At 70.9% G+C, this 14,105-nt stretch carries 13 protein-coding genes; 6 read left to right on the top strand and 7 right to left on the bottom strand.

Going from position 1 to position 14,105, the window contains the following annotated elements; all coding sequences use genetic code 11:
• Positions 1-13 precede the first annotated feature (13 nt).
• A complete protein-coding gene (locus ASG40_RS06285; protein ID WP_244480544.1) occupies positions 14-682 on the bottom strand; it encodes a CatB-related O-acetyltransferase in 669 nt (222 codons plus the stop codon).
• Positions 683-739: 57 nt separating this feature from the next.
• On the opposite strand from ASG40_RS06285, the gene ASG40_RS06280 reads away from it, so the two are divergent.
• Positions 740-3,073, top strand: coding sequence for an NADP-dependent malic enzyme (locus tag ASG40_RS06280; RefSeq protein ID WP_055882559.1), 2,334 nt, complete (start codon positions 740-742; stop codon positions 3,071-3,073).
• Positions 3,074-3,176: 103 nt separating this feature from the next.
• On the opposite strand, the gene ASG40_RS06275 is transcribed toward ASG40_RS06280, so the two are convergent.
• Positions 3,177-4,082, bottom strand: coding sequence for a hypothetical protein (locus ASG40_RS06275; protein ID WP_055882554.1), 906 nt, complete (start codon positions 4,080-4,082; stop codon positions 3,177-3,179).
• 345 nt (positions 4,083-4,427) lie between these two features.
• Between ASG40_RS06275 and ASG40_RS06270 the strand changes: the two genes are divergently transcribed.
• The 3 genes from ASG40_RS06270 (at position 4,428) to ASG40_RS06260 (ending at position 8,240) form a co-directional block, all read left to right on the top strand.
• Positions 4,428-5,870: an acetamidase/formamidase family protein gene (locus tag ASG40_RS06270; RefSeq protein ID WP_055882551.1), complete on the top strand. Its 1,443-nt coding sequence runs from the start codon at positions 4,428-4,430 to the stop codon at positions 5,868-5,870.
• 62 nt (positions 5,871-5,932) lie between these two features.
• Positions 5,933-6,901 carry an ABC transporter substrate-binding protein gene (locus tag ASG40_RS06265; RefSeq protein WP_055882548.1) on the top strand — a complete coding sequence of 323 codons (969 nt, stop codon included), beginning with the start codon at positions 5,933-5,935 and terminating at the stop codon, positions 6,899-6,901.
• A 4-nt stretch (positions 6,902-6,905) separates the two neighbouring features.
• Positions 6,906-8,240 (top strand): amidase, encoded by a 1,335-nt coding sequence (locus tag ASG40_RS06260; protein WP_244480543.1) that lies wholly within the window; start codon positions 6,906-6,908, stop codon positions 8,238-8,240.
• A gap of 6 nt (positions 8,241-8,246) precedes the next feature.
• On the opposite strand, the gene ASG40_RS06255 is transcribed toward ASG40_RS06260, so the two are convergent.
• Positions 8,247-8,654 carry a response regulator gene (locus ASG40_RS06255; RefSeq protein ID WP_055882545.1) on the bottom strand — a complete coding sequence of 136 codons (408 nt, stop codon included), beginning with the start codon at positions 8,652-8,654 and terminating at the stop codon, positions 8,247-8,249.
• Between the two features lie 798 nt (positions 8,655-9,452).
• Here ASG40_RS06255 and ASG40_RS06250 point away from each other — a divergent pair.
• Positions 9,453-9,698: a hypothetical protein gene (locus ASG40_RS06250; protein WP_156387589.1), complete on the top strand. Its 246-nt coding sequence runs from the start codon at positions 9,453-9,455 to the stop codon at positions 9,696-9,698.
• 10 nt (positions 9,699-9,708) lie between these two features.
• On the opposite strand, the gene ASG40_RS06245 is transcribed toward ASG40_RS06250, so the two are convergent.
• The 3 genes from ASG40_RS06245 to ASG40_RS06235 form a co-directional block, all read right to left on the bottom strand.
• Complete coding sequence (locus ASG40_RS06245; RefSeq protein WP_055882538.1) at positions 9,709-10,629, bottom strand: bestrophin family protein; 921 nt, start codon at positions 10,627-10,629, stop codon at positions 9,709-9,711.
• Between the two features lie 206 nt (positions 10,630-10,835).
• A complete protein-coding gene (locus ASG40_RS06240; protein ID WP_055882534.1) occupies positions 10,836-11,495 on the bottom strand; it encodes a DUF1345 domain-containing protein in 660 nt (219 codons plus the stop codon).
• Positions 11,496-11,553: 58 nt separating this feature from the next.
• Positions 11,554-11,973 (bottom strand): thiol-disulfide oxidoreductase DCC family protein, encoded by a 420-nt coding sequence (locus ASG40_RS06235; RefSeq protein ID WP_055882531.1) that lies wholly within the window; start codon positions 11,971-11,973, stop codon positions 11,554-11,556.
• A 109-nt stretch (positions 11,974-12,082) separates the two neighbouring features.
• On the opposite strand from ASG40_RS06235, the gene ASG40_RS06230 reads away from it, so the two are divergent.
• Positions 12,083-12,625 carry a chlorite dismutase family protein gene (locus ASG40_RS06230; protein WP_055882527.1) on the top strand — a complete coding sequence of 181 codons (543 nt, stop codon included), beginning with the start codon at positions 12,083-12,085 and terminating at the stop codon, positions 12,623-12,625.
• 114 nt (positions 12,626-12,739) lie between these two features.
• On the opposite strand, the gene eno is transcribed toward ASG40_RS06230, so the two are convergent.
• Positions 12,740-14,026 (bottom strand): phosphopyruvate hydratase, encoded by a 1,287-nt coding sequence (gene eno, locus ASG40_RS06225; RefSeq protein WP_055882525.1) that lies wholly within the window; start codon positions 14,024-14,026, stop codon positions 12,740-12,742.
• Between the last annotated feature and the right edge of the window lie 79 nt (positions 14,027-14,105).

The raw sequence follows: 14,105 nt of genomic DNA, 5'->3' as shown, positions 1-14,105 counted from the left end.
GCAGGCGGCGGGTTTAGGAAATTCGCGCCGCCGCCGCAACGGCGGGCGGCCTTTGGCTTCTCTCGCGATCCGCTCGCAGCGCCGCCGCCACCTCCGCCACCCGCCCGCTCTGCAGGAGCGGCACCAGGCGCGCGATGGTGGCCGGGTCGCGGTCCCACCAGGCGGTCTCGAGGAGGTCGGCGATGGCGGAGGCCTCGAACCGGTGGCGGACCACCCGGGCGGGGTTGCCGGCCACCACCGCGTAGGGCGGCACGTCGCGGCTCACCACCGCGCGGGCGGCCACCACCGCCCCGTGGCCGATGGTAACGCCCGACAGGACCAGGCAGCCCGTGCCGAGCCAGACGTCGCTGCCGATGGTCACGTCGCCGCGCGAGACCTGGTAGTCCGGCGGCGCCTCCACGCCCGGCCACAGGCCGTCCATGGCCGCGAAGGGGTAGGTCGTCACCCAGTCGAGGCGGTGGTCGCCCCCGAGCATGATCTCGACATGGTCGGCGATGGAACAATACCGGCCGATCGTCAGGGATTTTCCCGACCCGGCGAAGCGCACCTTCGGGCACCCGTAGGAGTAGGCGCCGATGCTGAAACCGTGCCGGCGCGCGAGCCGCGCCAGGTGCAGGCGGGTCTCGTTGTGCGGGTTGCGCAGGGTCCGCAGGCGGTGCAACAGAGTCCTCAACGGAGCCATCCGGATCGGGACGGCACGAGGGCGCGACAACGGCGCGCGATCCAGGGAGGGAGGCCCATGGGCGACAACATGTCCGACGATCTCAGGTCCGGGGCGCTCGTCTACCACCGCCTGCCGCGCCCCGGAAAGCTGGAGATCCAGGCGACGAAGCCCCTGGGCAACCAGCGCGACCTGGCGCTGGCCTATTCCCCCGGGGTCGCCGCGGCCTGCGATGCCATCGCCGCCGATCCGCGCGAGGCCGCCACCCTCACCATCCGCCAGAACCTCGTCGCCGTGCTGACCAACGGCACCGCGGTGCTGGGCCTCGGCAACATCGGCCCGCTGGCCTCCAAGCCCGTGATGGAGGGCAAGGCGGTGCTCTTCAAGAAGTTCGCCGGCATCGACGTGTTCGACATCGAGGTCGACCAGAACGACGTCGCCAAGCTCGTGGACGTGGTCTGCGCGCTGGAGCCGACCTTCGGCGGCATCAACCTCGAGGACATCAAGGCGCCCGAGTGCTTCGAGGTCGAGGAGCAGTGCCGGGCGCGCATGAACATCCCGGTGTTCCACGACGACCAGCACGGCACCGCGATCATCGTGGCCGCCGCCGTCCTCAACGCGCTGGAACTCGCCGGCAAGCAGCTGTCTGACGTCCGCATCGTCACCTCGGGGGCCGGTGCCGCGGCGCTGGCCTGCCTCAACCTCCTGGTCTCGCTGGGCGCCCGCATCGAGAACATCACCGTCACCGACATCAAGGGCGTGGTCTACAAGGGCCGCCCCGAGCTGATGGACCGCTGGAAGGACATCTACGCCCAGGAGACCGAGGCGCGGACCCTGGCCGAGGTCATCCCGGGGGCGGACGTGTTCATCGGCCTCTCGGCCGGCGGCGTGCTCAAGCCCGAGTATCTCGAAAAGATGGCCGAGAAGCCGCTGATCATGGCGCTGGCCAACCCCTACCCCGAGATCATGCCGGATCTGGCGCAGGAGATGCGCCCCGACGCGATGATCTGCACCGGGCGCTCGGATTTCCCCAACCAGGTCAACAACGTCCTGTGCTTCCCCTACATCTTCCGGGGGGCGCTCGACGTCGGCGCCACCTCGATCAACGAGGAGATGAAGAAGGCGGCCGTCAAGGCGATCGCGGCGCTCGCCCGCGAGACGCCCTCCGACGTGGTCGCCCGCGCCTACGGCGGCGAGGCCCGGCCGTTCGGCCCGCGCTCGCTGATCCCGAGCCCGTTCGACCCGCGCCTGATCCTGCGCATCGCGCCCGCCGTCGCCAAGGCGGCGATGGATTCGGGCGTGGCCGGGCGGCCGCTGGAGAACGTCCAGGCCTATACCGACAGCCTCGACCGCTTCGTCCACCGCTCCGGCTTCATCATGAAGCCGATCTTCTCCAAGGCGAAGGAGAACCCCAAGCGCGTCATCTATTCCGAGGGCGAGGACGAGCGGGTGCTGCGCGCCGCCCAGGTCCTCGTCGAGGACAAGGTGGCCCGGCCGATCCTGGTGGGACGCCCGCGGGTGATCGAAACCCGCATCAAGCGGTTCGGCCTGTCCCTGCGCCAGGGCGAGCATTTCGACCTGATCGATCCCGAGGACGATCCGCGCTACCGCGACTACGTCGCCACCTATCTCGAGGTCGCCGGCCGGCGCGGCATCACGCCGGACGCCGCCCGCACCATCGTGCGCACCAACGCCACGGTGATCGGCGCGATCGCGGTGCGCCGGGGCGAGGCGGACGCGCTGATCTGCGGCCTGGAGGGCCGGTTCGAGACGCGCCTGCGCGCCATCCGCGACGTGATCGGGCTCGCCCCCGGCGTCCTCGACTTCGCGGCGATGAGCCTCATCGTCACCAAGAAGGGCGCGTTCTTCCTCGCCGACACCCACGTCCGTCCCGACCCGAGCGCCGAGGAGATCGCCGACGTGGCGGTGGCCTGCGCCGGCCACGTCTCGCGCTTCGGGCTGACCCCGAAGATCGCGCTCCTCAGCCATTCCGACTTCGGCCAGTCCGATTCCCGCTCGGCCATGAAGATGCGCAGCGCGCTGGGGCTGATCCGGGCGCGGGCTCCCTCCCTCCAGGTCGACGGCGAGATGCAGGCCGACACCGCCCTGTCCGAACTGATCCGCGACCGGGTGATGCCGGTCTCGCACCTCAAGGGGGCCGCCAACGTGCTGGTCTTCCCCAACCTGGACGCCGCCAACATCGCCTTCCAGTTCGCCAAGGTGCTGGCCGACGCCCTGCCGGTGGGGCCGCTCCTGATCGGCCCGGCCCAGCCCGCCCACATCCTGTCGCCCTCGGTGACGGCGCGCGGCATCGTCAACGTCACCGCGGCCGCCGTGGTCGAGGCGCAGGCCAGCGCCGTGCGCCCGAAGCCGGATGCCGCCGAGCCGGGGGCGCTGCCCGTCGCGGGCTGATGCATTTCCGGTCGATCACCTTGTGCTGCGAACCGGCGAACGAAAACGGCCCCCGGAGCGATCCGGGGGCCGTTCTCTTGTCAGGTCTGGCCGTCAGCCGGCGTCAGTGACGACGCACGACCGGCGACACCGAACCCATGCGGCCGGCGAAGAAGGCCGCGAGGGCACCGAGCACCAGGGCGAGGGCGGCGTAGAGGGCACCCTGCGCGGCGGCGCTGCGGGTCGCCTCGGCGGCAGCCGTGGCCTTCTGCTTGGCGTCGGCCACGGTGGCCTCGTACTGGCGCTGGTAGTCCTGGATCTGGGCCTTGGCCTGGTCCGCCGGGATGCCCTGCGCCTTGGCGAGGGCGTCGGCGGCCTTGGTCTCGGCCTGGGCCTTCTGCGAGGCGTCGCCCGAGAGATAGGCGCGCACGGCGGCGGCGGCGGCGTCACGCAGGGCTTGCGGGTCCTGGTTGCCGGTGGACTGGCGGACCTGGTTCTCGATGCCGTCGAGCGGGTTGGAGATCTTGGTCAGCGAGGGGGCCGCGGCCTGGGCCGCCGTCTGGGCCGCGCCGCCGACGGCCGAACCGGCCCCGCCGATCACGCTGGTGATGCCGCCGAAGGCACCGCCGATGAGGCCGCCCACCGCCGAGGTCAGGAGGTAGACGATGACGAGGGTCGTCACCGCCCAGGACACCAGGCCGTGGTAGGCGGAGGTGCCGGCCGGCCGGCCCGACAGGCGCCCGGCGAGGAAGCCGCCGATGGCCGAGGCGACGATGCCCGAGATCACCCACCACAGGCCGGCGCCCGTCGACAGCGAACCGGCGGTCGGGGTGTCGGTGCCGGTCGGGTTGAGGACGGAGAGGCCGATGCCGAGGCCGACCATGTTGAGGATCATCTGCGCGACCAGCGCCGCGACGGCTCCGGCGAAGACGGCGCCCCAGGAGACCTGGTTGAGGGCGACGGTGGTACCCGCGTCCCGAACCTCGGCGGTCGTCGATGCGGATGGGTGGAGGGTCGTAGAAAGGGCCAAGGTGGGACTCCTGATGGTCGTACGCGAGAAAGACGAAAGCTGGTGGTATACCAAATAATCGTATTCATTCTCCGCCGGATCCGGCGGGGAGCGAAGACGACCCAATGGTGGAGTGAGCGTGAGGAACCCGTTGTGCCGGGTCGAACCTGCGTTTCACCGACCGCCAACGTGTAGAGACCCGTCGGGTTCGATCGTTTTTCGGAAAAACGAAATGCGCGTGGCAGATATGTCTCAGGCGACGTCGCCGCCGTGCCGGAGACCCGGTCCCGACGAAGCCTGGCCTGTACGGACTTTGGCCGCTGGCTTGCATACATGTTTTCCGCGACGGGTGGCGGGAGCGACGCGATGTGCCGTGGTGACGATCCGAACTGCGCCGGCTTCGAAGAGCATCGCCGGCGCTTCCTCGGCGATCTCGCGCCGGAGCGGCGCGCCTTCCTCAAGAGCGGCTTTCTCGCCACCGGTGGGGCGGCCGCCCTCGCCGCGGGCGGCATCTCGCTGGTCGGCCCTGCCCTGGCGCAGGCGAGCGCCAAGGGGATCAGACGGACCGCGCACTACCATCTGCCGGCCACCGCCGAGACGGTGCATTGGGGCTACTTCTCGAAGCTCCTCAAGCCCCAGGTCGAGATCGCGTCCGGTGACTACGTCACTATCGAGACCCTGACCCACCACGCCAACGACGATGCCGAGCGCATGGTGACGGGCGACCCCGGCGCCGAGAGCGTCTTCCTCTGGACGAAGGAGGCCAAGGGCGTCGCCCGCCGCGGTGCCGGCCCCGAGACTTCGCCCCTCGGCCCGGGCGGGGGGCTGGGCGTCCACATCTGCACCGGTCCGGTGGCGATCCGCGGGGCGGAGCCCGGCGACGTCCTCGAGGTCCGCATCCTCGACGTGGCGCCGCGCCCCTGCGCCAACCCGACATTCGAGGGCCGCAGCTTCGGCAGCAACGCCGCCGCCTGGTGGGGCTACCACCACAAGGACATGATCACCGGCGACCGCACCCGCGAGGTCGTGACCATCTACGAGGTCGACGCCAGCGGCGCGAGGGACTGGGCCAAGGCCGTCTACAACTTCCCCTGGCCCGGCGTCACCGACCCCGACGGGGTCGTCCATCCGACCATCGACTATCCCGGCCTGCCCGTCGACCACACGAAGACCAAGCGCAACTTCGACGTCCTCAAGGGCGTGCGCATCCCGATCCGCCCGCATTTCGGCACCATGGGTCTCGCGCCCAGGGAGGCCGACATGGTGAACTCGATTCCCCCGAGCTACACCGGCGGCAACATCGACAACTGGCGCATCGGCAAGGGCGCCACGATGTACTACCCGGTGGCCGTGCCCGGTGCCCTGTTCTCGGTGGGCGACCCCCACGCCAGCCAGGGCGATTCGGAGCTGTGCGGCACCGCCATCGAGTGCTCGCTCACCGGCACCTTCCAGTTCGTGCTGCACAAGAAGGCGGATCTGGCCGGCACCTCCCTCGAGGCCCTCGATTTCCCGATGATCGAGACGGCCGAGGAGTGGGTGCTCTCAGGGTTCAGCTACCCGAACTACCTCGTCGACCTCGGGCCCGACGCGCAGGCCGCGATCTTCGGCAAGTCCTCCATCGACCTCGCCATGCGCGACGCCTTCCGCAAGATGCGCCAGTTCCTGATGCACGCCCACCGGCTCACCGAGGACGAGGCGATCTCGCTGATGTCGATCGCCGTCGACTTCGGCATCACCCAGGTCGTCGACGGCAACTGGGGCGTCCACGCCATCGTCAAGAAGGCGATCTTTTCGGATCGGCCGAGCTGATCCGCACCCCGCGCGGGCCTCTCCGAACACCTCCCTCCCCCACCGAAAGCCGAGGTTCCCCCATGACGGCACTCAGCAAGACCCTCCCCGCCCTCGCTCTCCTGGGCTCCCTCCTCTCGGCCGGCCCGGCCTGCGCGCAGGCCCTGAAAGCCACGGTCTCGCAGGCCTTCCAGTCGATGCTCTACCTGCCGCTCTACGTGGCCATGGACGAGGGCCTGTTCGCCAAGGCCGGGATCGCGGTGACCAAGGAGACGGCCGGCGCCCCGAGCGTCGCCCTCTCGGCGGTCATCTCGAAGAGCGCCGAGTTCTCGATCCACGGGCCGGAATGGACGGCGGTGGCCGCCTCGAAGGGCGCTCCCGTCAACGTCATCGCCAACGTCGTCAACGGGGCGGCCGTGTGGATCGCCACGACGCCCGACTTCAACTTCACCGGCGTCAAGGACCTCAAGGGCCAGACCATCGTGACCGGCCTGATGCCGACCACGAGCACGTCGCTGTTCCTCAAGCTCCTCAAGGAGAACGGCCTCTCGAAGGACGACGTGACCCTCACCCAGGTCCAGCTCGGCACCGAGCCCGGCCCCTTCCTGGCCGGCCAGGCCAAGGTCGCGGTGCTCTACGAACCCGGCCTCGACCAGGTCGTGGCCAAGGGCATGAAGGTGGTGCTCGGGTTCCCCAAGCTCTACGGCCCCTACGCCTTCTCGGCGGTGAGCGCGCGCAAGGACGTCGACCCGGCCGCGGCCCAGGCCTTCGTCAACGGCATGCAGGCGGCGGTCACCCTGATGCAGGCCGAGCCGGCCAAGGCCGTGGCGGTGGCCAAGCGCCAGTTCCCGAACCTCGATCCGGCCGTGGTCGAGGCCGCCGTCAAGCGCATGATGGACGAGAAGGTCTATCCGGTGAGCGTCGACATCACCAAGGCGGCGCTGGCGCTCGGCCTCGACACGCAGATCGCCCTGGGCAACCTCGCCGCCCAGCCCGACTACGACACCTTCGTGCGCAAGGACTTCATCGCCAAGGCCCTGGCGGCCAACTGACGGCATGGCCATGCACCGTCTCGGCCTCCTCGACGCCCTGCGCGCCCTGCGCGCGGGCACCCTCGACCCCGCCGCCTACCGCGAGGCCTGCCTCGACCGGGCGCGGTCGTGGGAGCCCCGCCTCCACGCCTTCGCCCACCTCGACGCGGCGGCGGCGGTCGACGCCCCCGGGGCGCCGCTCGCCGGCATCCCGGTGGCGATCAAGGACATCGTCGCCACGCGCGACATGCCCACCACCAACGGCTCGCCGATCCATGCCGGTGATGTGCCCCGGGCCGATGCCGAGGTGGTGGCGCACCTGCGCGCGCTCGGGGCCACCATCTTCGGCAAGACAGTGAGCACCGAGTTCGCGTTCCGCCATCCCGGCCCGACCCGCAACCCGTGGAACCCCGGCCATACGCCGGGCGGCTCGTCGAGCGGTTCGGCGGCGGCCGTGGCCGCCGGCATCGTGCCGCTGGCGCTGGGCACCCAGACCATGGGCTCGGTGATCCGGCCGGCGGCGTTCTGCGGCGTGGTCGGCTTCAAGCCGAGCTATGGCGCGATTCCCCGCACCGGGGTGCATCCCCTCGCCGGTTCCCTCGACCACGTCGGGTTCTTCACCCGCGCCGTGGCGGACGCCGCCTACGCCCTGAGCCTGCTCGCGGCGGCCAGCGACGCCGACCCGCACGGGCTGCCGCTGCCGCCGTTCCGGGTCGGGACCGAAGCCGACCTCGACATCGACCTCGACCTCGACCTCGGGCGCCCGCCCCGCCTCGCCCTCATGCGCACCTCGCGCTGGAGCGAGGTCGAGGGCGCGCAGCAGGACCTGCTGCTGGCCACCGCCGAGCGCCTGCGCATGGCCGGGGCCGTGGTGGTGGAGACGGAGTGGCCCCAGGCCTTCGACGCGCTCTGGACCATCGCCGCCGTGATCCTGGCGGCGGAGGCGAGCGCCACCTTCGGCCCCTTGCGCGACCGCTGGCCCACCCTCGTGAGCGAGCCCCTGGCCGGCCTGATCGCCGAGGGCCGCGCCGTGCCCGCTCCCGACTACGTGGCGGCCCTGCGCCGGCAGCGGGACCTGCGGGCCGGGCTCGGCCGGGTTCTCGATGGGTTCGATGCGGTCCTCACCGTGCCCGCCCCCGGCGCAGCGCCGGAGGGGCTCGCCAGCACCGGCGATCCGGGCTTCAACGTGCCCTGGACGTGCCTGGGCGCCCCGGCCCTGACGCTGCCGGTCGGGTTCGCCGACAGCGGCCTGCCGCTCGGGATCCAGCTCTGCGCAGATTATCGCCAGGACCTGCGGCTGCTGCGGGTCGGGCGCTGGTGCGAGGCCGCGATCGGCCGCGAGGTCCGGTTTCCGGCGTGAACCCCGTCAGGCGGCGCGGTTGCCGGCGGCGGGCAGGCGCAGGCCGCCGATCAGGCCGACGAGCTGGTGGCCGTGGTAGGGGGTGCGCAGGCAGGGTGCGCCGGAGACCTTCTTGTTCTCGGGGATGCGGTAGGGCAGCCGGGCCGTGTAGATGACGCTCACCGTGGGGTCGAGGCAGCGGGCGACGCTGGCCAGGGACAGGCCGTCGACGGCGTCGCGCACGTCGGCGTCGGTGATCACCACGTCGACGCGGCGGGTGGCGTGCAGCGACAGCAGCAGGCGCTCGGCCTCCTCGGCGGTGCGGGCGCTGACCACTTCGTAGTCGAACGCTTCGAGGCAGCTGGTGCTGATGCGGCGGGTCAGCTCGTCGCCGGCGAGCAGGAGCACGAGGGGGCGGCGGGACGGTGCGGACATGCGATGGATCCTGCGCGAACCGGCTTGAGGGCTGAACGATCCCCGATCTGACGCCGGTAACCTTACGTCGAACGCGGTTAACGAGGCGTTAACGCGGCCGATTGCTTGCTATAAGCGTGACCATACCAAGTAACGGTCCCGTACCGTCCTGGTGCGGACGCGATCTCGGGCCGGGGAGATCTGGCGTCGAAAGCGGCACTATGGTGCCGTCATCGTCGGCTTTCCTCCGGCAAAGACCAGAGGCAAGGGCCGTCGCGTACCGCTCCCCGTGCCTTCGGCCGCCTCGTCACCACGCCCCAACACAGGCCGCCCCCGCCGGGGAAGAATCTTTTGCAAAAAACCTCGGAACCATTTGCCGTTCGCCGCGTTGTGCTGCCTCGCGCGATGGCATGTCTTGGTCGGCCTTGCCGGCGAGGGTCCGAATTCGGACCTTCGTGGCTCATGGATGCGCGAGCGATGCGGGACGCAGGCGCGCCGCGTTCGCACGTGTCGCAGGGCCCGGCCGCAAAACCGCTGGGCACCCTCGCACAACCTGCTTAGCTTGGTGGCATGACCGACGATCCCATCCGCGAATCGCGCGCCGCGCTCATCCTCCTCGCCCTCTGCGTCACGTCCGTGCTGCTGTTCGGCGCGATCACGGTGCTGACCCAGATCGATTGATCCGCCGCCGGCCGAACGGGTGCGGCGGCGAGGCCCGATTCACCCTGCCACGGGATGATCGCGGCGGGGATGGACGAATTGCACCGCCCTTGCGTTCACTTCCATAGGAGCCCGCCCGCGGGCGCAGGAGGGATCGCCTTGGACCAGGAACTATCCGGACGGCACATGGCGGCGATGTGCCTGGCCGCCGACAACCTGCTGCGGCAGCTGGCGAGCGAGGGGATGGACTATCGCATCACCGCCTCCGGCGGCACCGCCACGACGCTGCACCTGACGGTGCGCGACCTCACGCCCGAGATCTCGGAGCGGATCGTTCGCTGCCTTCGCGGCATCGGCGCCGAGCTCGATATCGTCCCGGACGCCGGCGAGGGTCGCCGCCGCTGAGGTGCCGCCCCTACCGCAGTACCGATTTCTCGGGCCGGACGGGCGGCGGCAGCGCCTCGCCCAGGGCATCGCGCACGATCGATTCCACCTGCCGCAGCATCGCGTCGAGGGGAAGGTCGTTGGGCTCGGTGCCGAAGGGCTCCTCGAGTTCGTCGCCCAGGGCGTCGAGGCCGAAGAAGGTGTAGGCGACGAGCGCCGTTGCCACCGGCGTCGCCCAGCCTAGGGTGCCGGCCAGCCCGAACGGCAGCAGCAGGCAGTAGAGCCAGGCGGTGCGGTACAGCAGCAGCGTGTAGGCGAAGGGCAGCGGCGTGCCCTGGATTCGCTCGCAGACCACCTGCACCTGGGCCAGGGCGGCGACCTTCTGTTCCAGCATCCCGAGCACGATGTCGCTGAGGTTGCCCGCCCGGAACGCCCGGCCGAAATCCCCCCCGAGGCCGGCCAGGATCGCGTTGGCCGGGTTGGGGCTGTGCGCGAGCGCCTCCGCCTCCGCCGCGGGCAGCCAGGCACGCGCCACCTCGGCCTCGTCGCCGGTGCCGCGCAGGCTGGCGTGGAGGGCATGGGCGAAACCGCAGGCCCGCCGCAGGCTGCGCTGCGACAGCGCCTCCTGCTCGGGACCGAGCACGGCGGGCAGGAGGCGCGCGAGGCCGCGCACTTCGAGGATCAGGCTACCCCAGGCGCGTCGCCCCTCCCACCAGCGGTCGTAGCAGGCGCCGTTGCGAAAGCTCAGGAAGATCGACAGGGCGAGCCCGATCAGGGTGAAGGGCGCGATTCCCGGCCCGACGGGAAACAGTTCCGGAAAGGCCCGTTCGATCGCCACCACCGCCAGCGCGGTCGCCGAGATGCCGAGGATCTTGGGCGCCACGCGCGGCAGGATCGAGCCCTGGAGCGCGAACAGCACCACGAACAGGTTCGGGCGGGACCGGACGACCATGCTGCCTCGACGGCTGGACCAACGCCCGACGCGGCGCGTCCGGCGTGCCCTCCATCGGAGCCTTGGCAAACGCGGTCAACCGGGCAGTCCCGCCCGACGTCTCATCCCATTTCGGGTTGATCACTTCGTGATGCGGACATGGGCTTCGCCCAGGCGCCGCGCGGGCTCGGTGATACGGGTCCCGCTTGATCCAAGCGGAAACCGTCTCAGTGCGCCTGCGCGAAGCCCGCAGCCATGTTGATCGCCAGCGCCAGGACGCTGGTGTTGAACAGGTAGGCGTAGACCGTCTGCACGGTGACGAGGCGGCGCATGTTCTTGGCGGTGATGTCGGTGTCCGAGGTCTGCGAGGTTGCCCCGATGGTGACCGAGAAGTAGAGGAAGTCCCAGAAATCCGGGTCGGGATCGCCGTTGAAGTCGAGGCCGCCGCGGCTCTCCCCGGTTTCGCCCTCGCCGTAGTACAGATGCGCGTAGTGGACGGTGAAGACCACCTGCACGAACACCCAGGTGCACAGCATGGTCAGCGCCGCGAGGGCGAGGCGGGCCCCCTTCATCGCCCCCGGCTCCTGCTCGCCGAGCACGAGCATGGCCACCGCGCCGCAACTCGCCGCCGCCGCGAGGATGGCGAAGAGCGAGATCACCGTGGCGCTGTCGTCGAGGCGGGAGGCCTCCTGCCGCAGGGCGTCGCGGGGTTGCCGGGCCGCGTTCCAGACGACGAGGCCGGTGTAGACGCCGACGCCGAGACACCAGCCGACGAGGAGCCGGACCGGGACCGACGCGATCGGCAACAGGACCGTGAGCCCCATCGTCAGCCCCATGGCGAGGAGAAGCCGCGGCCGCAGCCGAAAGGCCTCGAACGGATTGGTCATCGCTGGGTCTCCACCGGTGCGTGTCCGCGCGAAGGGTGCGGTGACCGCGCCCGAGGGGTCACGGCTGCGAGGGCGGCCGCGTACAGGCGCCGTCGCGGCAGGCCGGGCCGTCCGACGGCAGAACCTTGGCGATGAAGGGGCGCAGGGGAAGGAAGGCGCGGTAGGCGCGCTCGGCCAGCCACAGGGCGCCGGGCAGGCGCAGGACGAGCGCAAGCAGCCGCCAGGCCGGCAGTTGCGCCCAGAGCCGGGCGAAGCCGGCCGCGCCCGAAGCGAGCCGGCCCTCGGCGTCCCGGACGTGGAACCGCGCCAGCGCCGTCGCCCGGTCGAGACCCGGGCCGAGCGCCTCGCCCTGTGCGACGTCGACGAAGGCCACCCGCTCCGCGCCTCGGCTGCGCCGGTAGAGCGCGATCTCGCGGGCGCAGAGCGGACAGGCGCCGTCGAAATAGACGGTCAGGGCGGGGTCTCGGGTCGGTAACATCGGTGCGTCGTCCGCGAAGTGTCCATGCGCAAGATAGGGCGGCCCGCCCCTTGCGGCGCCGTGGCGTCCCGTCGCCTGGGGCCCATGACGCTCGAACAAGGAGCCCACCATGTCGATGCAGCCCCACGTCTTCTCCGGCGGCGCCACGGGAGAGTGGCGCATCCGCGCGGTCCGCACCCTGTGCGGCCCGGAGTTGCCGGCGGCGACGCATCTCTCGGTCGGATTCTCGGCCGTCGAGGGGGTGGCCTGGACCCTGCGCGGGACCGTGAGCAACCTGCGCTATACGACGCGGCCCGAGCGGGACGCCCTGCGCGCCTCGCAGGCCCCCCTCGCCCGGGGCGAGGCCAGCCGTGCCACCCTCATCCCGATCGCCAAGACGGCGGCGTGGTGGGAGATGGCCCAGGACGAGCGCAGGGCCCTGTTCGAGGAGGTCTCGGGCCATACCCGCATCGGCATGGCCGCGCTTCCGGCGGTGGCCCGCCGCCTCCACCACGCCCGCGACCTCGGCGAGCCGTTCGATTTCCTGACCTGGTTCGAGTACGCGCCCGCGCACGAGGCGACCTTCGACGCCCTGCTCGCCGCGCTCAGGGCGACCCCGGAATGGTCCTACGTCGACAGGGAGATCGAGCTGCGGCTGGAGCGGGCGGGGTGACCCGGAGCCGCCTAAGCGGGTTCGCGTTGGCGAGCCAACGCTTCACCCTGCTCAGGTCTTTGGCGTGTCGCAGGTTTTCGACGCAGAACCGGTGGCGACCTTCGTGGACCCTGCCTAGCGCGCCACGGCCTTGATGGCCCCGCGCCCGGCGTAGCGCCCCTGAGTGTCGAGGCCCTCCTCGATGCGGATGAGCTGGTTGTACTTGGCCAACCGGTCGGAGCGGGCCAGCGAGCCGGTCTTGATCTGCCCGCAGTTGGTGGCGACGGCGAGGTCCGCGATGGTGGAATCCTCGGTCTCGCCCGAGCGGTGGGACATCACCGCCGTGTAGCCGGCGCGCTGGGCCATATCGACGGCCGCCAGCGTCTCGGTGAGGGTGCCGATCTGGTTGACCTTGATCAGGATCGAGTTGGCGGTGTTCTCGGCGATGCCCCGCGACAGGCGGGTGACGTTGGTGACGAACAGGTCGTCGCCCACGAGCTGGCAGCGGTCGCCCACCCGCTCGGTGAGGAGCTTCCAGCCGGCCCAGTCGTCCTCCGACATGCCGTCCTCGATCGACCAGATCGGGTAGGCGTCGACGAGGCCGGCGAGGTAGGCGACCTGGGCCTCGATGTCCCGGGTCTTGCCCTCGCCCTCGTAACGGTAGGCGCCGTCCTTGAAGAACTCGGTGGCGGCGCAATCGAGGGCCAGCACCATGTCGGTGCCCGGCTTGAAGCCGGCCTTGGCGATCGACTCCATGACGAAGTCGAGAGCGGCCTCGGCCGAGGGCAGGTTGGGGGCGAAGCCGCCCTCGTCGCCGACGTTGGTGTTGTGGCCGGCCTGCTTCAGGGCGCTCTTGAGGGTGTGGAACACCTCCGAGCCCATCCGCACGGCCTCGGCGATGGAGCTCGCCCCCACCGGCATGATCATGAATTCCTGGAAGTCGATCGGGTTGTCGGCATGCGCGCCGCCGTTGATGATGTTCATCATCGGCACCGGCAGCACCCGGCCCTGCGTGCCGCCGACGTAGCGGTACAGCGGCAGGCCGGCGGTCTCGGCCGCGGCCTTGGCGACGGCCAGCGAGACGCCCAGGATCGCGTTGGCGCCGAGCCGCGCCTTGTTGGGGGTGCCGTCGAGGGCGATCATCGCCTCGTCGACGGCGATCTGGTCCTCGGCGTCCATGCCACCGATGGTGTCGAGGATCTCGGAGCGCACGGCCTCCACCGCCTTGCGCACGCCCTTGCCGCCGAAGCGGGCCTTGTCGCCGTCGCGCAGTTCCATCGCCTCGTGCGCGCCGGTGGAGGCGCCCGAGGGCACCGCGGCGCGGCCGAAACAGCCGTCCTCGAGGAGGACGTCCACCTCGATCGTCGGGTTGCCGCGGCTGTCGAGGATCTCGCGGGCGGCGATGTTGGTGATGGCGGTCATGGCGACCTCTCCGAAAACGTCTGGCAGGAACGTCGAACGATCGACGGTGCGGCATGTCGCACGCGAGCGACGAGGCTTA

The sequence above is a fragment of the Methylobacterium sp. Leaf399 genome (assembly GCF_001424525.1).
Classification (GTDB): Bacteria; Pseudomonadota; Alphaproteobacteria; order Rhizobiales; family Beijerinckiaceae; genus Methylobacterium.
The sequence above is the reverse complement of the archived record's forward strand: the minus strand, read 5'-3'. Positions and strand labels throughout refer to the sequence as shown.

Coding starts and splice junctions, on each gene's coding strand:
- ASG40_RS06285 (WP_244480544.1), bottom strand. CDS start 682: ATGGCTCCGTTGAGGACTCTGTTGCACCGCCTGCGGACCCTGCGCAAC.
- ASG40_RS06280 (WP_055882559.1), top strand. CDS start 740: ATGGGCGACAACATGTCCGACGATCTCAGGTCCGGGGCGCTCGTCTAC.
- ASG40_RS06270 (WP_055882551.1), top strand. CDS start 4,428: ATGTGCCGTGGTGACGATCCGAACTGCGCCGGCTTCGAAGAGCATCGC.
- ASG40_RS06265 (WP_055882548.1), top strand. CDS start 5,933: ATGACGGCACTCAGCAAGACCCTCCCCGCCCTCGCTCTCCTGGGCTCC.
- ASG40_RS06260 (WP_244480543.1), top strand. CDS start 6,906: ATGGCCATGCACCGTCTCGGCCTCCTCGACGCCCTGCGCGCCCTGCGC.
- ASG40_RS06255 (WP_055882545.1), bottom strand. CDS start 8,654: ATGTCCGCACCGTCCCGCCGCCCCCTCGTGCTCCTGCTCGCCGGCGAC.
- ASG40_RS06245 (WP_055882538.1), bottom strand. CDS start 10,629: ATGGTCGTCCGGTCCCGCCCGAACCTGTTCGTGGTGCTGTTCGCGCTC.
- ASG40_RS06240 (WP_055882534.1), bottom strand. CDS start 11,495: ATGACCAATCCGTTCGAGGCCTTTCGGCTGCGGCCGCGGCTTCTCCTC.
- ASG40_RS06235 (WP_055882531.1), bottom strand. CDS start 11,973: ATGTTACCGACCCGAGACCCCGCCCTGACCGTCTATTTCGACGGCGCC.
- ASG40_RS06230 (WP_055882527.1), top strand. CDS start 12,083: ATGTCGATGCAGCCCCACGTCTTCTCCGGCGGCGCCACGGGAGAGTGG.
- eno (WP_055882525.1), bottom strand. CDS start 14,026: ATGACCGCCATCACCAACATCGCCGCCCGCGAGATCCTCGACAGCCGC.